Genomic DNA, 21,110 nt, shown 5'->3' with positions numbered 1-21,110 from the left:
GGGGAACTCCGCGTTACGACCGGGCGATGGTGTTGGTGCGACGAATCTTCGCCTGCAACTGGATCACGCCGTAGACCAGCGCCTCGGCGGTCGGCGGGCAGCCGGGCACGTACACGTCGACCGGCACGATCCGGTCACATCCGCGCACGACTGAGTACGAGTAGTGATAGTAGCCACCGCCATTCGCGCAAGAGCCCATCGAGATCACCCAGCGCGGCTCGGCCATCTGGTCATAGACCTTGCGCAGCGCAGGCGCCATCTTGTTGCACAGCGTACCGGCCACGATCATGACATCGGACTGACGCGGACTCGGTCGGAACACGACACCGAAACGGTCCAGGTCATAGCGTGCAGCGCCGGCATGCATCATCTCAACCGCGCAGCAGGCGAGCCCGAACGTCATCGGCCACAGCGAACCGGTCCGCGTCCAGTTGATCAGCTTGTCAGCCGTCGTGGTGACAAAGCCTTCCTTCAAGACCCCTTCGATACTCATTGCTTTCAACTCCAGACGGGCGGCAAGCCTTGCACCCGACATTCAAGCGTGATTTGCGTTCATTCCCAGTTCAGGCCACCACGTTTCCAGATATAGGCGAAGCCCAGCAGGAACTCGAGCAGGAAGATCATCATCGCGATGAAGCCCGGCCAACCGATGTCGCGCAACGCAACGCCCCAAGGGAACAGAAAGGCCGTTTCCAAATCAAAAATGATGAAGAGAATAGCAACCAGGTAGTAGCGCACGTCGAACTTCATGCGCGCGTCTTCGAACGCCTCGAAACCACACTCGTACGGGGAATTCTTGTCGCTGTCCGGCTTGTTCGGACCCAGGAGCTTGCCGATACCGACCAAAGCAATCCCCAAACCGAGGCCCACGAGAAGAAACAGCAGGACGGGGAAATAGGCAGCGAGGTTCAAGACTATCCTCTATCGGTTGGTTCAAGGTGTCGGCCGGCCCGACCGCTCCGACCAGGATACTGCGCGGATGCGTCACTTCGAAGCCGCAACACCGTGACGGAAACAGCGCTTAAAAAATAAATGCCAGCCGAAGCGTAAATGCAAGCGGCTGGCATTGGATAACGTTGGTGCCGACGATGAGACTCGAACTCATACGGCTTGCGCCACTACCCCCTCAAGATAGCGTGTCTACCAATTTCACCACGTCGGCACTGTTTGCAATCCGGGAGGCCACTCGGAGCGTTAGCCCTTCGTTACCACTGTTACCGCGAATCGCTTCAAGATTTCAATTGTAACTTGGTTAGGTCGTTTGTTCAACGCACAAAACACGTTTTTCTGCACACCGCAGGAAACATAGTTTTGCCAACTTTCGCGTTATTTCGGCACATCCTGTCCCGGCGTGGACGCGGCCGCAGACGACGCTGCGCTGCCCGGCGCCGCGACACCGGAAGCCGGACCCGAACCCGCTGCCGGCGCGCTCGCCGCCAGTGGCGCCGCACCGCCTAACAAGCCGCCGCCGGTCTTCGGACGGTAGCTACCCAGCGCGGTCAGCGCGAGCGTGCTAACGAAGAACACGGTGGCGAGGACTGCCGTGGTACGCGACAGGAAGTTGGCCGAGCCGCTGGCGCCGAACAAGCTGCCCGATCCCCCGCTGCCGAATGCCGCGCCCATGTCGGCACCCTTGCCATGCTGCAGTAAAACGAGCCCGATCACGCCGAGCGCCGACAGCACCTGCACCACGATAATCAACGTCTTCAAGAACAACATTTGCATCACCTAGAATAAGCCGGATCCCCGGCGAGTGCCGCGGCTGCCGCCGCGCCGATCGCAAGGAAATCGGTCGCGGACAACGATGCGCCACCAATCAGGCCGCCGTCGATATCCGCTTGCGAAAACAATTCCTGTGCATTGCCCGGCTTCACGCTGCCGCCATACAGCAGCGGTACCTGCACGCCCCCTTTGGCCGTGAGCTGCGCCCGCAACGCGGCGTGGACCTGCTGCGCCTGCTGCGCCGTCGCGCTCTGTCCGGTACCAATGGCCCAAACCGGCTCATATGCCACAACCAGCCGCGCCACATCGGCCTCGTCCAGCACGTCGAGCACCGCTGCAAGCTGCGCACGCACAACGCTGTCGGTCTGCCCGGCCTGCCGCTCATCCAGCGTTTCGCCGACGCAAACGATCGGCGTGATACCGGCCTCGAGTGCGCGCTGCGCCTTAGCCGCCACCCACTCCGACGATTCCGCATGCAACGCGCGGCGCTCCGAGTGACCGACGATCGCCAGCGTCGCGCCAAACTCGGCGACCATTGGAGCGGCGACCTCACCCGTATACGCGCCCTGCGTGTGCGCGGATACATCCTGCGCGCCATACGCGATTGGCGTGCCGGCAAGACGCGCCTGGGCCTGCGCGAGATACGGATGCGGCACACACACGCCGAGCCGCACCTGCGGCCCGAGTGTCGCCACGCGTTGCACGAGCGCGTGCAGCAGCGCATCGTTGTCGGCGACGCGGCCGTGCATCTTCCAGTTTCCGACTACCAGCTTCGATCGTTGTTGCTTCGACATGGGTCTCGTGGATCTGTGACGCGCAGGCGTCAGTCAATAAGCAAAAGCCGTGCACAAACGTGCAATTCTACTGTGCAGCGCGAGTCGCGGTCAAACCGGCATGGCTCACCAGGTCAGCACGATTTTCCCGATGTGCTCCCCCCTCTCCATCATCGCGTGCGCCGCGGCCGCCTGCTCGGCCGGAAACACCTGGTGGATCACCGGCTTGATCGCGCCCTGCTCGATTAGCGGCCACACCCGCTCGTGCAATTGCGCGGCGATGGCGGCTTTGAACGCCACCGGCCGCGGCCGCAGCGTCGAGCCGGTTAACGTCAAGCGCCGGCGCAATACCTCGCCCAAGTTGATCTGCGCGTTGGCACCGCCGAGCAATGCGATCAGCACGATGCGGCCACCTTCGGCCAGCGCACTCAATTCGCGGCCTACATAGGAGCCGCCCACCATGTCCAAGATCACGTCGACACCGCGATCATGGGTCAACGACTTGACGACGGCGACAAAGTCCTCGGCCTTGTAGTTGATCGCCCGCTCGGCGCCCAGCGCTTCGCACGCGGCGCACTTCTGTGCGTTGCCGGCCGTGGCGAAAACCCGATGACCAAGCGCATGCGCGAGCTGGATCGCGGTCACGCCGATACCACTGGAGCCGCCCTGTACCAGCAGCGCCTCGTCGGGACCGCCCTCGCCTGCACCCAGCCGAGCGCGATCAAACACATTGCTCCAGACGGTAAAGAACGTCTCGGGCAACGACGCGGCCTGCACGTCCGACAAGCCCGCTGGCACGGGCAGGCACTGCGCGAGCGGCGCGCTTGCATACTCGGCGTATCCACCGCCTTGCACCAGCGCGCACACGCGTTGCCCGCGCGTCAGGCCAAACGGATTATTCGCACCGCCGAGGTCGCCATCGACGATTTCGCCAGCGATTTCCAGGCCGGGAATGTCCGACGCGCCCGGCGGCACGGGATAATTGCCGGTGCGCTGGAAAACGTCCGGGCGGTTCACCCCGGCTGCCGCAACCTTGATCAGCACTTCGCCGGGCTTGAGTTCTGGTATCGGGCGCTCACCGGGTTTCAATACGTCGGGGGCACCGTATTCGGTAATCTCGATCGCTTTCATGCGGAACTCTGCGTGGTCGTCAGGTTGACGACGATGATAAAGAAAAACGGCCGGCAGTGCGCGAAGCACTCCGGCCGTGCGAACCGAATGCGGCGCGGCGGCGCCACCGCGCGCGACCTTGTCAGACCCGCGTGGTGACCGCCGCCCTGGTCGCGTTATTCCTGCTCCGCCGGTGGCGTCGCAGGCGGTATCACTGGCGTTGCGGGCGGCGTTGCAGGCGGCGTAGCCGGCGCCTCGTTGAGCAGCGCCTTCGCAGACAACCGTACCCGGCCCTTCTCGTCGGTCTGGATCACCTTGACCTTCACCTGCTGGCCTTCCTTCAGGTAGTCGTTGATGTCCTTGATCCGCTCGTTCGCGATCTCGGAAATATGCAACAGGCCATCGCGCCCCGGCAGGATGTTCACGATCGCGCCGAAATCCAGCAGCTTCAGGATCGCGCCCTCATAGATCTGGCCGACCTCCACTTCCGCCGTGATGTTCTCGATGCGCTTCTTCGCCTCGGCCATGCCCTCGGAGCTTGTGCTCGCGATGGTCACGATACCGTCGTCGGAGATGTCGATCGTCGTGCTGGTTTCCTCCGTCAGCGCCCGGATCACCGAGCCGCCCTTGCCGATCACATCGCGAATCTTTTCCGGATTGATCTTCATCGTGATCATCCGCGGCGCGAACTGTGATAGCTGCGTGTTCGTCGACGGCACGGCCGAGGTCATCTTGTCCAGGATGTGCAAGCGGCCTTCCTTCGCTTGCGCGAGGGCGACCTGCATGATTTCCTTCGTGATGCCCTGGATCTTGATATCCATCTGCAGCGCGGTCACGCCCTGCGCAGTACCCGCCACCTTGAAGTCCATGTCGCCCAGGTGGTCCTCGTCGCCCAGGATGTCGGTCAGCACCGCGAACTTGTTGTCCTCCAGGATCAGCCCCATCGCGATGCCCGCCACGTGCGCCTTCATCGGCACACCCGCGTCCATCAGCGCCAGACAACCGCCGCACACCGACGCCATCGACGATGAGCCGTTCGACTCGGTAATCTCAGACACGACACGAATCGTGTAGCCGAACTCATCATCGCCCGGCAGGCACGCGACGAGCGAGCGCTTGGCGAGCCGGCCGTGACCGATCTCGCGGCGCTTCGGCGAGCCGACACGGCCCGTTTCGCCGGTCGCGAACGGCGGCATGTTGTAATGCAGCATGAAACGCTCGCGATATTCGCCTTCGATCGCGTCGATGATCTGCTCGTCGCCCTTCGTGCCAAGCGTGGCGACCACCAGCGCCTGCGTCTCGCCACGGGTGAACAGCGCCGAGCCGTGCGCGCGCGGCAGTACGCCGGTTCGGATTTCGATCGGACGCACGGTGCGCGTGTCGCGCCCGTCGATACGCGGCTCGCCGTTCAGGATCTGACTGCGCACGATCTTCGCCTCAAGATCGAACAGGATGTTGCCGACCGTCGCGGCATCGACGATGGCCGTCCCGGCTGCCACGGCTTGTTCAGCCAGCTTGGCCGTGACCGCCGCATACACTTCCTTCAGCTTGGCCGAGCGCTGCTGTTTCTGCCGGATCTGGTATGCCGCCTGCAACTCGGCAAACGCCAACTCCGTCACGCGCGCAATCAACGCTTCGTCCTTCGGCGCCGGCTGCCAATCCCATTCAGGCTTGCCGCCTTCCTTAACGAGGTCGTGGATCGCGTCGATCGCCACCTGCATCTGCTCATGACCGAACACGACCGCGCCAAGCATCACCTCCTCCGGCAACTGGTCCGCTTCGGACTCGACCATCAGCACCGCGCGCTCGGTACCGGCGACCACCAGGTCCAACTTCGATGCCTTGGACTGCGAGCGGGTCGGATTGAGCACGAACTGATTGTCGATATAGGCGACACGCGCCGCGCCGATCGGCCCATTGAACGGAATACCGGAGATCGCCAACGCCGCCGATGCACCGATCATCGACGGGATGTCCGCCGGAATGTCCGGGTTAATTGACAGCACATGGATCACGACCTGCACTTCGTTGTAGAAGCCTTCCGGGAACAGCGGACGCAGAGGGCGGTCGATCAGCCGCGAGATCAATGTCTCGCCCTCGGAAGGACGGCCTTCGCGACGGAAGAAGCCGCCCGGAATCTTACCGGCCGCATACGTCTTCTCGATGTAGTCGACGGTCAACGGGAAAAAGTCCTGGCCCGGCTTGGCCGCCTTGGCCGCCACCACTGTCGCAAGCACGACGGTGTCCTCGACATCGACGATCACCGCACCGCTTGCCTGACGGGCGATCTCGCCCGTTTCGAGCCGCACGTTGTGCTGACCCCATTTGAATTCTTTAACGATCTTATTGAACATTTTCACTCCTTCGAGACGCCGCGCCTACGCGCGGCCGGTCCATCGACCGTTCCTCAACCGTTGCCAGCCGCTCGAAACAGGGAAGTGTTATGCCATTCCAGCGCGACAGCGGCACCGCTGCCGCGCTGGAATGACACAAAACCCCGCTTCGCTTGCCGGACGGTCGCACGCGCACGTGCGGAACGCATCACACCGGAAACGCTAAAAATAAAATGCCTGCATCAGCATGCTGACGCAGGCATCTTTTGCATGTAGCAGGCAGAAGTCTGCCATCGAGCCACTTACTTGCGCAGACCCAGCTTCTGGATCAACGCACGATAGCGGTCAGCATCCTTGGCCTTCAGGTAGTCGAGCAGCTTGCGGCGGCGGCTCACCATGCGCAACAGACCACGACGGCTGTGGTGATCCTTCATGTGAGCCTTGAAGTGCACCGTCAACTCGTTGATACGGCTCGTGAGCAACGCAACCTGCACTTCCGGGGAACCGGTGTCATTCGTACCGCGCGCGAATTGCGCGACGACTTCCGATTTGTTGATATTCGCTACAGACATGATTTCCTTTATTGATCAACAGGCGGTCACGGAAGAAAGGCCGTGCCGTGGGTTTACAGCTAGATGCTAATTGTAGCATAGCTGGGGCAGTCTAGGATCAGCGCACACGGCGCATCCGGCACGTGCTGGCCGGCACCGTCTGCTCAGGCGTGAGCGTCAGCAGCGTGCGAAAACCATAGCCGGAACCTTCATTGTCAAAGCGCACGTGTGCGGTCCCCGCCTTCTCCATCTGCATAACGTAAAGGGGTTGGATTAGTTGGTGATCGTCGGCACGCATCCACGACGGATGGAAACCACTGCCGTAGCCGGCGCGCGCGCCTTCCAGCGCGGTCGCCACCGCCAATGCGTCGTCCGAACCAGCGTGCGTGAGCGCGCGAGCCAACATGTCAATCATCACGCTGATTCGCAGCAACGGATAATCGTCCAACGGCGCCGGATACCGCGCCCGGAATGCCGCGTAGAACGCGTCGGACGCCGCCCCGCCCACATTCGGATGCCAGTCCGCCACCGCGATCACGCGGCCTACGCCGGCATCGCCGAGCGCCGCCGGCGCGCCGAGACTGTTGCCGTAGAAGGTGTAGAACCGCAGCTTCAGGTTCTGCTCGCGCGCCGCGCGCACCAGCAGCGTCAGATCGTTGCCCCAATTGCCGGTCAGCACCGCGTCAGCGCCGCTCGCCCGGATCTTTGCCAGATACGGCGCAAAGTCTTTGACCCGACCCACCGGCACAAACTCGTCGCCCACGATCGCCACGTCGGGCCGCTGCGCGGCGAGCGCCGAGCGGGCCAGCGAACTCACCTGGCGGCCGAAGTTGTAATCCTGGTTAAGTAAATAAACCTTCTTCAGCGACGAGTCGCGGCGCATCACCTCGGTCAACGCGTTGATCCGCATGCCCGCGTGCGCGTCAAAGCGGAAATGCCAGAAGCTGCAGTCGTTCTCGGTCAGCGCCGGATCATCGGCCGAGTAGTTCAGCAATAGCATGCGACGGTTGGGTTCGCGCACATTGTGCTTGTTGATCGCGGCGATCAGCGCCGCGGCCACCGCGGAGCTATTGCCTTGCAGCACGAAAGCAATCCGCGCGTCGGCGGCGGCGCGCAACTGCACCAGCGCCTCGTCCGTGGCCCCTCGGCTGTCCAGCACAACCAACTGCAGCGGATGCGCGCCGTCTCGCAGCATCACCCCGCCGCGGGCGTTGACCCGCTCGATCGCAAAGCGCAGATTGCGCTCGACTGCCGCGCCCGCATTCGCAAACGCGCCGGACATCCCTTCGATCAGTGCGAGCCGCACCGGCGCGCCGGTCGGCCCGCCGGCAGGCAGCGCGCGCTGCGCCGAACCCGGGCCGGGCGCGGACGTCGCGCCCGCGGCGCTTGCCTGCGCGTATGCCGCGCAGGCAAGTGTCATCGACATCGGCAATGCTACGGCCACGCCGCGCAAGCGCCGCCATCCGGCACGCACGGACTGCGCGATGCGCCCCTGCGCACGGCGCGCCACAGCCAGGGGCCCGCCCGCCGGCAAATCCCCTACACGTCCGTTCATCCGATCCTGTCCGCGCCACTTGCTGCCCATCCGGTCCTCGCCGTTCACATCAAAGCGCGGATCATAGGCCAGCGCGCCCTCACGCGGCAAGACCAATGCGATCTTTTGCGTCAATGCATGGCAAAATTGCTGCAATGGAAGAAGGAGTTCGGACCATGTCATTATCGGATTCGCTCGCGTGGTCGGCCTGGGCCGCGCCCGCTCGAGCACGAGTCGCCGCCGGTCTTGCCGTGCTGGCGCTGTGCGGTTGCGTACAGCCCTGGCAACGCTTCAAGCCCGGTGACGATGCGTCGATGCTGATCGCGCGGCTCGGCGCACCTCGTGAAGTGTATGACCTGCCCAATGGGGGCAAACGGTTGATGTGGCCGACCCAGCCGATGGGCGAAACGACAACGGCGGCCGACGTCGACGGCACGGGCAAGGTCGTTGACGTGCGGCAGGTGTTGCAGAACAGCGAATTCTACCAAGCAAAGGTCGGCAAATGGACGAAGAACGATGTGCTGATCCGCTTCGGCAAGCCGGAGGAAACCGCCTATTTCCCGAGGATGAAGCGGGAAGTGTGGAGTTATCGCTATATGGATGACGGCGTCTGGTACCAGTTGTACCACTTCTACTTCGACGACGCCGGTGTGTTGCGGCTCACGCAGAAGACGCCTGACCCGCTGCACGATCCAGAGCGCCGGCGCTTCCTGTTTTAGCGGCGCCGCGCCAGCGCGGACGGCGACCACGCCGGTGTCGGCGGCAGGCAGCGACGTCACGTCCGAGCGCGGGCGAGCCGACGAGCAGCGCCGCGCGAGACGGACGGCGGCGCGCCGCAAGGCACGGCACGGCACGGCACGGCACGGCACGGCACGGCACGGCACGGCACGGCACGGATGGTGACATGCAACGTGCGGCACGAATGGCAGCGTGCGACGTGCGGCCGCACCGTTACGAGCGCTGCGGATTGAGCTTTTCGGCGCTCGGATCAAGCTTGTTCAACGCCGCAATATAGGCCTTTGCCGACGCGGCGACGATGTCTAGGTCGGTGCCGACGCCATTGACGATACGCCCCGCCTTCGCCAACCGCACGGTCACCTCGCCTTGCGCCTGCGTGCCGGCCGTGATCGCGTTGACCGAATACAGTATCAATTCCGCACCACTATTGACCCGTGACTCGATCGCATGCAACGTCGCATCGACCGGGCCGTTGCCGTGCGCCTGGCCGGTCGTCTCGCTACCGTCGACGGTGAATACCACCTTCGCGTGCGGCCGCTCACCGGTTTCCGAATGCTGCGACAACGACACGAACCGATAAGTCTCGTGATCGTGCGCGGCACTGGCCTCCTGGCTGACGATCGACAAGATATCCTCGTCGAAGATCTCCGCCTTGCGATCGGCCAGTTCCTTGAAGCGCGCGAACGCGGCGTTCAATTCCGCCTCGCTGTCCAGCGCTACCCCCAATTCCTGCAGCCGCTGCTTGAACGCGTTGCGGCCCGACAGTTTGCCGAGCACAATCTTGTTCGCGCTCCAGCCCACGTCTTCCGCACGCATGATCTCATACGTGTCCCGCGCTTTGAGCACCCCGTCCTGATGAATCCCCGACGCGTGCGCAAACGCATTGGCGCCCACCACCGCCTTGTTCGGCTGCACCACAAAGCCCGTCGTCTGCGACACCAGCTTCGAGGCCGGCACGATCTGCGTCGTGTCGATGCCCACTTCCAGCCCGAAGTAGTCACGGCGCGTCTTCACCGCCATCACCACTTCCTCAAGCGACGTGTTCCCGGCCCGCTCGCCAAGCCCGTTCACCGTGCACTCAATCTGCCGCGCGCCGCCCAGCTTCACCGCCGCCAACGAGTTCGCCACCGCCATGCCCAAATCATTGTGGCAGTGCACTGAGAATACCGCCTTGTCCGAGTTCGGCACCCGTTCGCGGATCTGCCGGATCAGCGCCGCATAGCCGTCCGGCACCGCATAGCCGACGGTATCCGGAATGTTGATCGTGGTGGCGCCCTCCGCGATCACCGCCTCCAGCACCCGGCACAGGAAATCCATGTCCGAGCGGCTGCCGTCCTCCGGCGAAAACTCAATGTCGTCCGTGAACTGCCGGGCAAAACGCACTGCCAGCCGCGCCTGCTCGTACACCTGCTCCGGCGTCATGCGCAGCTTCTTCTCCATATGCAGCGCCGAGGTCGCGATGAATGTATGGACCCTGAACCGCTCCGCCGGCTTAAGCGCCTCGGCCGCACGCGCAATATCCTTGTCATTGGCGCGCGCCAGCGAGCAGATCACGCTGTCCTTGACCTGCGAGGCGATCGCCTGGATCGCGCCAAAATCTCCGTTCGAACTGGCCGCGAAGCCCGCCTCGATCACATCCACCTTCATGCGCTCGAGCTGTCGTGCGATGCGGAGCTTCTCCTCCTTCGTCATCGACGCGCCCGGCGATTGCTCGCCATCACGCAACGTCGTGTCGAATATGATCAACTTGTCTGCCATGTCAGTCTCCGGACTCGAATCAGTGGGGGTAAGCGGCAACATCCTCTATCGGCGCACCGCAGGTGACGCCGGTACGAACAGGCGAGACGAAGCGGAGGCAGAATCGATTCAGCGCGATAGACACGCCGACCGGTAGAGAGGGTAGAAGCCGTGCAGCCATATTGATTCGGACGACTATAGCGTCAATTAGGTCAACGTGCAACGCGACCTAACCGCGCCATCGGCCAATAGTCGATGACTATGGCCGCTTGTCTGCGCGGCGCTCGTTGTCCACCGCCTTGTTTGTGATGTGCTCCGCAGATCTTTCCGCCGCGCGCGCCCTGCCCGACTCCTTATCCGTGATGGGCTCGTGGGCGGCCGGCTTGGCAGCACCCAACGCGACCGGATTGGGCTTGCGCGACATCGTGCGCCACATCCACAGCACATAGCCAGACAAACCGTACAATACAAACAGGCCGAACAGCATCAGCGGCGGATCAGACGACACGAGTACGAATGCGACCACGACCAGCAGGATCGCCGCAAACGGCACCCGATGCCGGACGTCGAGCGCCTTGCCGCTGTAAAACGGCGCATTGGAGACCATGGTAACGCCCGCGTAGATCGTCAGGCCAAATGCGACCCATGGCAGCCAGCCGAGCTTGAGCGGCACCCGGTTATCGGTCGCCAGCCACACGAAGCCGGCCACCAGCGCGGCAGCGGCCGGACTCGGCAGGCCCTGAAAATAGCGCTTGTCGACCACACCGATGTTCGTATTGAAGCGTGCCAGGCGCAGCGCGGCGCCGGCGCAATAGACGAACGCGGCAAGCCACCCCCAGCGGCCCAGATCCTTGAGCACCCACTCGTACATCACCAGGGCCGGCGCAACACCAAACGACACCATGTCCGACAGGCTGTCGAACTGCTCGCCGAACGCACTTTGTGTATGCGTCATGCGCGCCACGCGGCCGTCCATGCCATCCAGCACCATCGCGACGAAGATGGCGATCGCGGCGATCTCAAAGCGCACGTTCATCGCCTGTACCACGGCGAAGAAACCGCAGAACAATGCAGCGGTTGTGAACGCATTGGGCAGCAGGTAGACGCTGCGTTTGCGCAGCAATTGTTGGCGCGCGGCCCGCAGGCTGCGCCGCGCGATCTGCTCTTGCACCGTGCGGTTGCGCCGGAACGCACGCGCCAGGCGCGGCCCGCCCGCACGCGGGCGTCGCGGTTTGAAACCAGCCATTAAGCCCTCCTTGCGCCGCTTAAAGCTCGGCCAGGATCGTCGCCGACGCCTGCACCTTCTCGCCGATCGACACCCGCGGCTTGCTGCCCAACGGCAGATAGACGTCCACGCGCGAGCCAAAGCGGATGAAGCCATAGCGCTGGCCGCGGGCGAGCGGCTCGCCGGTGCGCACGTAGCACAGGATGCGTCGAGCGATCAATCCGGCCACCTGCACCGAGGTGACAATGTGATTGTCCGCGGTCTGCAGCACGATCGCGTTGCGCTCGTTCTCCAGCGACGCCTTGTCGATTGCTGCGTTCAGGTAGGCGCCGGGGAAATATTCGACCTGGGTTACCGCACCGTCAACCGGCGAGCGTTGCGAATGAACATTGAACACGTTCATGAACACGCTGATCTTCAGCGCGTCGCGGTTCACGTACGGATCGTGTGCAGTCTCGACCGCGACGATTCGTCCGTCGGCCGGGCACAACACGGCATTCGGCTGCTGCGGCACCGGCCGCTGCGGATCGCGAAAGAATTGCACGACGAACAGCGTCAGCAGCCAGAAGGGCCACGCCCAGCCGAAGCCCACGAATGCATGGATCAGCAACGTCACGACGAACGCGACAGCGATGAAGGGCCAGCCTTCGCGGGCAATGATCGGGTGAGGATAAGTCATATAGGCAACGCCAGTTCTAAGAAAATAGAAGGATAGCAAACCCCGGCCGCCTGTCGCGCCCGCGGCCTGTGGGCGAATAAAGAAAAGCCGCCCTGGCATGACGCCTCAGGCGGCTCGAACGCGCGGTGGCGCGCGTGTGGCGCAAGCGCGTGATCAGTTCTTCGACTGGTCGACCAGCTTGTTCTTCGCGATCCACGGCATCATCGCACGCAGCTTCGCGCCAACCGTCTCAATCTGGTGTTCGGCCGTCAGGCGCCGCCGCGATTGCAGCGTCGGCGCGCCGGCGCGGTTCTCGAGGATGAAGCTTTTCGCGTACTCGCCGGTCTGGATGTCACGCAACACGTCCTTCATTACCTTCTTCGTCTCGTCGGTGATCACGCGCGGGCCGGTCACGTATTCCCCGTACTCGGCGTTGTTCGAGATCGAGTAGTTCATGTTCGCAATGCCGCCTTCGTAGATCAGGTCGACGATCAGCTTCAACTCATGTAGGCATTCGAAGTACGCCATCTCAGGCGCGTAGCCTGCCTCGACCAGCGTCTCGAAGCCGGCCTTGATCAGCTCGACCGTGCCACCGCACAGCACGGCCTGCTCGCCGAACAAGTCGGTCTCGGTTTCCTCTCGGAAGTTCGTCTCGATGATGCCCGCACGGCCACCGCCGTTGGCCACCGCATACGACAGTGCGATGTCGCGCGCCGCGCCCGACTTGTCCTGCGCGACCGCGACCAAATGCGGCACGCCGCCACCCTGTGTGTAGGTGCCGCGCACCGTATGGCCCGGCGCCTTGGGTGCGATCATGATCACGTCCAGGTCGGCACGCGGTACCACTTGGCCATAGTGCACGTTGAAGCCATGCGCGAACGCGAGCGCCGCGCCTTGCTTGATATGCTCATGCACGTCGCGCTTGTAGACGTCGGCGATCTGCTCGTCCGGCAGCAGGATCATCACGATGTCGGCGCCCTTCACCGCTTCAGCCACTTCCTTCACGCTCAAGCCGGCGGTCTCGGCCTTCGCCCACGACGCGCCGCCGCGACGCAGCCCCACCGTCACATTCACACCGCTGTCGCGCAAGTTCAGCGCATGCGCGTGGCCTTGCGAGCCGTAGCCGATGATCGTGACTTGCTTATCCTTGATCAGCGAGAGATCGGCGTCCTTATCGTAATAAACTTTCATGTGATTTCCTTCGTGTATTGTCACTTCGATTCAGTGTTCATTGCCCCCGATGCCGCGCTGCCCGCCGCGGCACCAGAACAGGTCAAACCTTCAAAATCCGCTCGCCACGGCCGATGCCCGAGCCGCCGGTGCGTACCGTCTCCAGGATCGCCGTGGCGTCGATCCCGTCGATGAATGCGTCGAGCTTGCCGCTGGCCCCGGTCAACTCGATCGTGTAGGTCTTCTCGGTGACGTCGATGATGCGGCCGCGGAAAATATCCGACATCCTCTTCATCTCGTCCCTTTCCTTGCCGACCGCCCGCACCTTGATCAACATCAGTTCGCGCTCGATGTGGGCGCCCTCGGTCAGGTCGACCACCTTTACCACCTCGATCAGGCGGTTCAAATGCTTCGTGATCTGTTCAACCACGTCGTTCGAGCCAATCGTCACGATCGTCATGCGCGACAGCGAGCGGTCCTCGGTCGGCGCGACGGTCAAGGTTTCAATGTTGTAGCCACGCGCCGAGAACAGTCCGACCACGCGCGATAACGCACCGGGTTCATTCTCCAGCAGCACGGAAATAATGTGTCGCATCTCGTTTCTCTTTCCAGTTTCGATGTCCCTGCGCCCGGCGCTGCCCGCGACACACCGCGCGTCGCGTGTGGCAACGCGTGCAGCACCGCCTTCGCGCGCGCCGACGCGCGCTTCGTCACAGGTCCTCTGCGCCGAGCAGCATCTCGGTGATGCCCTTGCCGGCCTGAACCATCGGCCAGACGTTCTCGGTCGGGTCGGTCTGGAAATCGAGAAACACGGTACGATCCTTGAGCCGCAACGCCTCCTTCAACGCCGGCTCGACGTCCGCCCTGCGCTCGATACGCAGGCCAACATGGCCATATGCTTCGGCAAGCTTTACGAAGTCCGGCAGTGCGTCCATGTACGAATGCGAATAGCGCTTGTTGTACTCGAGTTGTTGCCACTGACGGACCATGCCCAGGTAGCGGTTGTTCAACGACACGATCTTGACCGGCGTCTCATACTGCTTGCATGTGGACAGCTCTTGGATGCACATTTGGATCGAGCCCTCACCGGTGATGCACACCACATCGGCGTCCGGATGCGCCATCTTCACGCCCATCGCAGCCGGCAGACCGAAGCCCATCGTCCCGAGCCCCCCGGAATTGATCCAGCGGCGCGGCTTGTCGAAGCGGTAGAATTGCGCAGCCCACATTTGATGTTGACCGACGTCCGAGCACACGAACGCGTTGCCGCCGGTCAGCTCGTGGAGCTTCTCGACGACGTACTGCGGCTTGATGATCTCGCTGTCGCGGTCGTACTTCAAGCAATCGCGGGCACGCCACTGCTCGATCTGCTGCCACCACACGTCCAACGCGGCACCGTCCGGGCCGTGCGGCGCGTTCTGCAACTGCTCGATCAAATCCTTGAGCACTTCCTTCACGTCGCCCACAATCGGGATGTCAACCTTCACTCGCTTGGAAATCGATGAGGGGTCGATATCGATATGGATGATCTTGCGCGGCGTACTCGCGAAATGCGCTGGGTCGCCGATGACGCGGTCGTCGAAGCGGGCGCCGATCGCGATCAGCACGTCGCAGTGCTGCATCGTCATGTTGGCCTCGTACGTGCCATGCATGCCGAGCATGCCGAGGAACTTGCGATCCGTCGCGCGATAACCACCCAGGCCCATCAGCGTGTTGGTGACCGGGTAGCCGAGCAGGTCCGCGAACTGGTTCAACTCGCGCGAGGCCTCGGCCAGGATGATCCCCCCGCCGGTATAGATGTAAGGGCGCTTCGCAGACAGCAGCAGTGCGACCGCCTTGCGGATCTGGCCTGAATGACCCTTCGTGACCGGGTTGTACGAGCGCAGCGCAATGTGTTTGACCGGCTCGTAGTGGCACGGCGCCTTCGACACATCCTTCGGGATGTCGATCAGCACCGGCCCGGGGCGGCCGCTCTGGGCAATGTGAAACGCCTTCTTGACCGTCGCGGCGAGTTCGTGCACGTCCTTCACGAGGAAGTTGTGCTTCACGCACGGCCGCGTAATCCCGACCGTGTCACATTCCTGGAACGCGTCCTGGCCGATCGCCGCCGTCGGCACCTGGCCGCTGATGACTACCAGCGGAATCGAGTCCATGTATGCGGTGGCGATGCCGGTCACCGCGTTCGTCACACCGGGCCCGGAGGTCACCAGGCACACACCGACGTTGCCGGTAGAACGCGCGTAGGCGTCCGCGGCGTGCACCGCGGCTTGCTCGTGGCGCACCAGCACGTGCTGGACCTTGTCCTGCTTGTATAGTTCGTCGTAGATGTAGAGTACCGAGCCGCCCGGATATCCCCAGATGAATTCGACATTTTCGTCAGCGAGCGCGCGCATCAGCACGGTCGCGCCGATCGAGCCGGTTTCGGTTCCAGCAGGAGGGGAGATATCCGACGTAGAGCATTCCGCGCTTGGCATATTCATCGTTCACCTTTCGAATTTTCGGCAAAAAATTGATCGGGGGCTCTCTACCGGGCTTGTGGCTCGGGTTCAAGCGGCGCGTCTTAGAGAGAATGCGAGCTTTGTGAGCATCGCCTCAATGAGACAATCACAGCGTCTTGCGAATCTATCACCATATCGAGTCGCGCAACAAGGGTCAAGCAAAAAATGCCGGCTTCCCACAAGGCCTTTTTTTTTGCTAGCATCCGCGGGTTTTTACGTTTTTGTTGTGTTGGCACGCCCCCGATGGCGCGGGCTAGCCGGCAATTCACTTCCCGCGCGTCACGCGTCACCTGTCGCGCCGAATTCCACAAGGATGGCATCAGACAAGGAACTCGCCGATTTCCTGGCGGGCGTCGAAAGGCGCGCATTCAAGCATGTCGCGTATGCGGTGCGCGATGACGACGCCGCGCTGGACGTCGTCCAGGACGCGATGATCAAGCTCGCCGAGAAATACGGCGAGCGGCCTGCGGCCGAGCTACCGCTGCTGTTCCAGCGCATTCTGCAGAACGCGACCCACGATTTCTTTCGCCGCCAGAAGGTGCGCAACACGTGGGTCAGCCTGTTTTCGTCGCTGGGCAACGGCGATGACGACGAGTTCGACGTGCTGGAAACCTACGAAGCCTCGGACAATTCGACCGCGGTCGAGAACAGCGCCGACCGGCTTGAGCGGGAGCAGGTGCTCGCGCTGATCGACGAGGAGATCCAAAAACTGCCCGCGCGTCAACGCGAAGCGTTTCTGATGCGTTATTGGGAAGATATGGATGTCGCCGAAACCGCCGCCGCGATGGGCTGCTCGCAGGGCAGCGTCAAGACCCATTGCTCACGGGCCACGCACGCGCTGGCTGTCGCGCTGAAGGCGAAAGGAATCACACTATGAGCTGCGCATCTGAAACAAAAGAAATCGAATTCGCACTGAAAGTGCGCCGAGCGCTCGACGAGGGCGCGGCGCGCCTGCCGCGCGCGACGACGGACCGGCTAGCAGCCGCGCGACAGGTAGCGCTTGCGAGAAAGAAACCCGATACCCACAGGCGGCCGGTATACGTGCCGGCGCTGGCCGGCGCCGGCAACGTGCCAACGAACGCCGTCGGCGCGCGCAAGCGCGCCCGCTGGAGCCGCCTAGCCCTGGTCTGGCCGCTACTAGCGCTGGTGTGCGGTCTCGCCGCGATCCGCTACTGGGAAAACCAGCAGCACCTAGCCGACATCGCCGCCATCGACGCAGCCATGCTCAGCGACGAGCTGCCGCTGTCCGCCTACTTGGACCACGGCTTTCACGCATACCTGTCGCACGGGCACTGACACGCCAACCAGGAGCAATGTCGGATGAGTAACAAGCGCGGTTTGGCTATGGTCTATGCGGGTGTGATTGCTGCACTTGCCGCGTTCATGGCAACCTATCCGCGCTTTCACCCGGCATCGTCGTCTCGAGCGTTGCCGTCTGACGCCGCGCCAGCGCCGGTCGGCAGCGGGGTGGCAGCGGTGGCGAGCCACGCTGCCGTTGCCGACATGGCAGCCGATGCGGCCAACCCGCTGTCCTGGGCCCGCCTTACCGCGGCGCAGCGCGACGCGCTGGCGCCGCTGGCACCCCAATGGGATCATTTCAGCGCCGAGCGCAAGCGGAAATGGCTGAAAATCGCAGCCAGATATCCAAAAATGCGCACAGAAGAGCAGCAGCGACTGCATCAACGAATGGCCGAATGGCTCCGCATGACGCCACAGCAGCGGCGCGTCGCGCGTGAGAACTACCAGTTGTCCAAGGAACTCTCCGTACAGGCACGCGAAAAGGCGTGGAGCGCCTATCAGCAATTGCCCGACGAATTGAAGCGCAAGCTGGCGGCCGCCGAGAAAGCACGACGCCCGACCGTGGTCAGCGCGCCGCCGAGCGGTAAGCGTGAAATCAAAGACCTAGGCAAGCTCGAGCGCTCGCGCGAGCGCACCGATGCCGCCGCGGCTGCGCCACGCGCCGGCGCCTCGGCCAGTACGGCGCCGGGCGGTCCAGGCACGTCGCCTGACGCCAACCCGGCACCATCGGCGTCGGCCGCTGCGTTGACATCTCCCCCGGCCGCCGGCTCACAAACCGAGCCGGAAAAGCCGGCGCAGTCGGTGCCGTGGTTCTTCAACGATCACGCGCAGTGAAACTGCCGCGTGAACACGTGCCTCATGGCCGCGCCCCATCCCTGTGGCGCCGCCTGCTGTGCGCGGTCTACGAAGGCGTCATTCTGTTCGGCGTCGTCTTTATTGCCGGCTACCTATTCAGCACGCTGACCCAGCAACGCAATGGATTAACGCATCACAATCTGTTGGCTGGCTGGATCACCCTCGTCGTCGGCGCGTATTTCGTCTGGTTTTGGACCCATGGCGGTCAGACATTGCCGATGAAAACTTGGCGACTGCGGCTCGTCAACCATGCGCTCGCACCGGTCGGTGTGGGGCGAGCAATGCTGCGGTACGTGCTTGCCTGGCTATGGTTCCTGCCGCCGCTGGCGCTCCATTCGGTGCTCGGAGGGTCGGTGCCGCACACGCTGCTCGCGCTGTCCGTGTGGATAACGCTATGGGCCAGCACGCAATGGCTGGATCCGGACCGGCAATGGTTGCATGACCGGCTGGCCGGCACGCGCCTTGTCGCTGCCCCGTAATAAGAACGTCATGTTCCCGTTCGCGACGAACGCGCCGTCTGTTGCCGGCGCTCGTCTCTGTAAGAGGTCCGCTGAGTCTATCAATCTGTCTGATACAAGAAAGCTCACGCCTCAGTGCGAAAACAGCAGTTTATAATCCGGCGATCTCGCCCGTGCGAGCCCACCAGCCGGACTTTCCGGCGCACAGAGCCGACGCCATGGAATCGAAACCGCCCCGTCGCACCCGCGACCGAATCCTCGAACTGTCGTTGCGACTCTTCAATGAGATCGGCGAACCGAACGTCACGACGACGACGATCGCCGAGGAAATGGAAATCAGCCCGGGAAACCTGTACTACCATTTCCGCAACAAGGACGACATCATCAACAGCATCTTCGCCCAGTTCGAGCAGGAGATCAGCAAGCGCCTGCGCTTTCCCGATGATCATCGTCCGACCATCGACGAGATGTGGGCCTATCTGGCCTACATGGCGGATTTTCTGTGGACGTACCGGTTCCTCTATCGGGACCTGAACGATCTGCTGGCGCGCAACCGCACATTGGAGACGCACTTCAAGCAGATCATCACGCACAAGGTCAATTTCGCGCGCCAGTTGTGCGAGCAATTGATCGCCGACGGCGAGATGGAAGCGACGCCCCAGGAGATTGGCGTGATCTCGACCAACATCGGCGTGATCTCGACCTATTGGCTGTCGTACCAGTTCGTGATGAACCCACGCAAGTACAACGAGCAGGAGGCGATCCGGACCGAATTGCATCAGGCGAGCCTACACATCGTATCGCTGATGGCCCCTTATCTGCGCGGACGTTCGCGCCAATTATTCGACGACCTGGTTTCCGGCCGGTTGCCGATGCGCGAATTCGCCGACTACCTGCCACCGCGCGACGGCAGGGGCGAGACACGGCCCGATGCAGGCAAGGCCGAGACGCAACGCCCGAAGGGGGCGCGATGATTAGTTCGGTGTGCGTATATTGTGGTTCCGCTATCGGCCGTCGGGACGAATACCGGCAGGCGGCACAAGCGTTTGGTCGCGCGCTCGCGCACGCGGGTCTCACACTGGTCTATGGCGGAGGCCACGTCGGCTTGATGGGCGAGATCGCGGATGCCGTACTGCAAGCGCAAGGCCATGCGATCGGCGTGATCCCGCAGCTGTTGATCGACAAGGAAGTCGGTCATCGCGGCTTGACCGAGTTGCACGTCGTCGCGAACATGCACGAGCGCAAGAAAATGATGGCTGACCTGAGCGACGCGTTCGTCGCGCTGCCCGGCGGCGCCGGCACGTTTGAAGAGTTGTTCGAAGTCTACACGTGGGCGCAACTCGGCTATCACCAAAAGCCAGTCGGTCTGCTCAACGTCGCCGGCTATTACGATCCGTTGCTGGCAATGCTGCGCCACACCGCCAATGAGGGCTTCATGCGGCACGACTACGTCGGACTGCTCCAAGTGGAGTCAGACGCCGACGCGCTGCTCGACGGGCTGCAACGCTACGTGCCGCCGGTTGGCGACAAGTGGTCGGAGAAGCGCGAAGCGGTCTAGTCGCATCGTGGCGCCGTCGTTGCCGCTGGCCGACATGGATGTCGAGCGGCTGCGGCGGATGTTCAAAACCAACGCGCTCGGCACTTATCTCTGCGCGCGTGAAGCGGCCCACCGTATGAGGACGGATCGCAGCAAGTGCGGCGGCGCGATCATCAACTTGTCTCCGGCTGCCGCTTCGAATCGCCAAACGAGTATGTCGACTATGCCGGTTCCAAAGAAGGAATCGATACGATAACGATCAGCCTGGCCATGAAGTTGGGCCCGCACGAGATCCGCGTGAACGTGATACGCGTGGCCGACATCGCCGAATACAATCCGTCGCTCGACCAGGACCAGCACACTGCCCAGGTCGCGGCACGATTGGCGCACAGGCTGCTGTAGCTGCCCCCGTTGCAGCTGGGCTCAAGCCGGATCAGGCCGGTTGCGCATCCAGTCCGCCGTCTGGAAAAACGAGGTCAGCAGCCGCTCACGCAGCGGCAGCGACAGCCCCACGTCCTCCATCGCCCATGCCATGCAACGCAGCCATTGATCGCGCTCGCTGGATGCGATCGCGAACGGCAAATGGCGGGCGCGCAGTCGCGGATGGCCAAACCGGCTCACGTAATGGTCCGGTCCCCCGAGCCAACCGCACAGAAACCAGAACAACTTGTCGCAAGAGCCCTCCAGCGTGGCCGGATGCAACGCGCGGATCCCGGCAAACTGCGCTTCGAGGTCCATCAAGTCGTAGAAGCGATCAACCAGCTCACGCACGGCGCGCTCGCCGCCGACCCAGTCGAACAAGCTCGGCTGCGCAGCAGCCTCGTCTTGCACGCCGCCGTTGTCTTGTTGCTGCGCCACGGCGGCGACACGATCGTTACGCTGCCCGTCTTCGGTCATGGCTTGTGTCCCCAT

At 63.0% G+C, this 21,110-nt stretch carries 22 protein-coding genes, 1 tRNA gene and 1 pseudogene; 8 read left to right on the top strand and 16 right to left on the bottom strand.

Translation table 11 applies throughout. The features are described 5' to 3' along the window. Positions 1-13: 13 nt before the first annotated feature. The 9 genes from B0O95_RS10750 to B0O95_RS10710 form a co-directional block, all read right to left on the bottom strand. Positions 14-493, bottom strand: a complete 480-nt coding sequence (locus B0O95_RS10750) for a NuoB/complex I 20 kDa subunit family protein (RefSeq protein WP_076786425.1) — start codon at positions 491-493, stop codon at positions 14-16. A 59-nt stretch (positions 494-552) separates the two neighbouring features. Further along, positions 553-912 (bottom strand): NADH-quinone oxidoreductase subunit A, encoded by a 360-nt coding sequence (locus B0O95_RS10745; protein WP_076786423.1) that lies wholly within the window; start codon positions 910-912, stop codon positions 553-555. A gap of 165 nt (positions 913-1,077) precedes the next feature. Beyond that, positions 1,078-1,162: transfer RNA gene (locus tag B0O95_RS10740), tRNA-Leu, on the bottom strand. A 164-nt stretch (positions 1,163-1,326) separates the two neighbouring features. Further along, the gene (gene secG, locus B0O95_RS10735; RefSeq protein ID WP_104077965.1) at positions 1,327-1,719 is read right to left on the bottom strand and encodes a preprotein translocase subunit SecG; all 393 of its coding nucleotides are present in this window, start codon (positions 1,717-1,719) and stop codon (positions 1,327-1,329) included. A 5-nt stretch (positions 1,720-1,724) separates the two neighbouring features. Continuing rightward, complete coding sequence (gene tpiA, locus B0O95_RS10730) at positions 1,725-2,516, bottom strand: triose-phosphate isomerase (protein WP_104077892.1); 792 nt, start codon at positions 2,514-2,516, stop codon at positions 1,725-1,727. 105 nt (positions 2,517-2,621) lie between these two features. After that, entirely contained in the window at positions 2,622-3,626 is a 1,005-nt protein-coding gene (locus B0O95_RS10725) for an NAD(P)H-quinone oxidoreductase (protein ID WP_104077891.1), read from the bottom strand. Between the two features lie 155 nt (positions 3,627-3,781). Beyond that, entirely contained in the window at positions 3,782-5,965 is a 2,184-nt protein-coding gene (gene pnp, locus B0O95_RS10720; RefSeq protein WP_104077890.1) for a polyribonucleotide nucleotidyltransferase, read from the bottom strand. A gap of 275 nt (positions 5,966-6,240) precedes the next feature. Beyond that, complete coding sequence (gene rpsO, locus B0O95_RS10715; protein ID WP_076786415.1) at positions 6,241-6,510, bottom strand: 30S ribosomal protein S15; 270 nt, start codon at positions 6,508-6,510, stop codon at positions 6,241-6,243. Positions 6,511-6,607: 97 nt separating this feature from the next. After that, entirely contained in the window at positions 6,608-7,915 is a 1,308-nt protein-coding gene (locus tag B0O95_RS10710; protein ID WP_233203301.1) for a branched-chain amino acid ABC transporter substrate-binding protein, read from the bottom strand. Between the two features lie 284 nt (positions 7,916-8,199). Between B0O95_RS10710 and B0O95_RS10705 the strand changes: the two genes are divergently transcribed. After that, complete coding sequence (locus B0O95_RS10705) at positions 8,200-8,742, top strand: hypothetical protein (protein ID WP_104077964.1); 543 nt, start codon at positions 8,200-8,202, stop codon at positions 8,740-8,742. Between the two features lie 232 nt (positions 8,743-8,974). On the opposite strand, the gene B0O95_RS10700 is transcribed toward B0O95_RS10705, so the two are convergent. The 6 genes from B0O95_RS10700 to B0O95_RS10675 all read right to left on the bottom strand — a co-directional run bounded on the left by B0O95_RS10700 (position 8,975) and on the right by B0O95_RS10675 (position 16,031). After that, positions 8,975-10,519, bottom strand: coding sequence for a 2-isopropylmalate synthase (locus B0O95_RS10700; RefSeq protein ID WP_104077889.1), 1,545 nt, complete (start codon positions 10,517-10,519; stop codon positions 8,975-8,977). Positions 10,520-10,757: 238 nt separating this feature from the next. Continuing rightward, positions 10,758-11,744 carry a CDP-diacylglycerol--serine O-phosphatidyltransferase gene (pssA, locus tag B0O95_RS10695; protein ID WP_104077888.1) on the bottom strand — a complete coding sequence of 329 codons (987 nt, stop codon included), beginning with the start codon at positions 11,742-11,744 and terminating at the stop codon, positions 10,758-10,760. Positions 11,745-11,763: 19 nt separating this feature from the next. Beyond that, a complete protein-coding gene (locus B0O95_RS10690; RefSeq protein ID WP_104077887.1) occupies positions 11,764-12,402 on the bottom strand; it encodes a phosphatidylserine decarboxylase in 639 nt (212 codons plus the stop codon). Between the two features lie 153 nt (positions 12,403-12,555). Beyond that, positions 12,556-13,572, bottom strand: coding sequence for a ketol-acid reductoisomerase (ilvC, locus tag B0O95_RS10685; protein WP_104077886.1), 1,017 nt, complete (start codon positions 13,570-13,572; stop codon positions 12,556-12,558). 82 nt (positions 13,573-13,654) lie between these two features. Then, positions 13,655-14,146 (bottom strand): acetolactate synthase small subunit, encoded by a 492-nt coding sequence (gene ilvN, locus B0O95_RS10680; protein WP_104077885.1) that lies wholly within the window; start codon positions 14,144-14,146, stop codon positions 13,655-13,657. 115 nt (positions 14,147-14,261) lie between these two features. After that, positions 14,262-16,031 carry an acetolactate synthase 3 catalytic subunit gene (locus B0O95_RS10675; RefSeq protein WP_104077884.1) on the bottom strand — a complete coding sequence of 590 codons (1,770 nt, stop codon included), beginning with the start codon at positions 16,029-16,031 and terminating at the stop codon, positions 14,262-14,264. A gap of 331 nt (positions 16,032-16,362) precedes the next feature. On the opposite strand from B0O95_RS10675, the gene B0O95_RS10670 reads away from it, so the two are divergent. From B0O95_RS10670 to B0O95_RS16555, 7 genes and pseudogenes are all read left to right on the top strand, one after another. Then, the gene (locus tag B0O95_RS10670; protein ID WP_104077883.1) at positions 16,363-16,926 is read left to right on the top strand and encodes an RNA polymerase sigma factor; all 564 of its coding nucleotides are present in this window, start codon (positions 16,363-16,365) and stop codon (positions 16,924-16,926) included. Beyond that, positions 16,923-17,345, top strand: a complete 423-nt coding sequence (locus B0O95_RS10665) for a DUF3619 family protein (protein WP_104077882.1) — start codon at positions 16,923-16,925, stop codon at positions 17,343-17,345. Before B0O95_RS10670 ends, B0O95_RS10665 begins: the two co-directional genes overlap by 4 nt. Positions 17,346-17,369: 24 nt before the next feature. Further along, on the top strand, positions 17,370-18,182 hold the full coding sequence (locus tag B0O95_RS10660; protein ID WP_104077881.1) for a DUF3106 domain-containing protein: 813 nt from the start codon (positions 17,370-17,372) through the stop codon (positions 18,180-18,182). Beyond that, positions 18,179-18,682, top strand: a complete 504-nt coding sequence (locus B0O95_RS10655) for an RDD family protein (protein WP_233203293.1) — start codon at positions 18,179-18,181, stop codon at positions 18,680-18,682. The genes B0O95_RS10660 and B0O95_RS10655 overlap by 4 nt, the downstream gene beginning before the upstream one ends. 197 nt (positions 18,683-18,879) lie before the next feature. Continuing rightward, positions 18,880-19,635 carry a TetR/AcrR family transcriptional regulator gene (locus tag B0O95_RS10650; protein WP_104077879.1) on the top strand — a complete coding sequence of 252 codons (756 nt, stop codon included), beginning with the start codon at positions 18,880-18,882 and terminating at the stop codon, positions 19,633-19,635. Next, positions 19,635-20,219, top strand: coding sequence for an LOG family protein (locus tag B0O95_RS10645; protein ID WP_104077962.1), 585 nt, complete (start codon positions 19,635-19,637; stop codon positions 20,217-20,219). The genes B0O95_RS10650 and B0O95_RS10645 overlap by 1 nt, the downstream gene beginning before the upstream one ends. Positions 20,220-20,223: 4 nt before the next feature. Further along, positions 20,224-20,600, top strand: a pseudogene (locus B0O95_RS16555) (SDR family oxidoreductase); the annotation flags it as partial. A gap of 21 nt (positions 20,601-20,621) precedes the next feature. Here B0O95_RS16555 and B0O95_RS10635 read toward each other — a convergent pair. Continuing rightward, complete coding sequence (locus B0O95_RS10635; protein WP_104077877.1) at positions 20,622-21,095, bottom strand: group II truncated hemoglobin; 474 nt, start codon at positions 21,093-21,095, stop codon at positions 20,622-20,624. Between the last annotated feature and the right edge of the window lie 15 nt (positions 21,096-21,110).

It is taken from the genome of Mycetohabitans endofungorum, assembly GCF_002927045.1.
GTDB classification, from domain to species: Bacteria; Pseudomonadota; Gammaproteobacteria; order Burkholderiales; family Burkholderiaceae; genus Mycetohabitans; species Mycetohabitans endofungorum.
Note: the sequence above shows the minus strand (reverse complement) of the source record. Positions and strands in the feature narration are given on the sequence as shown.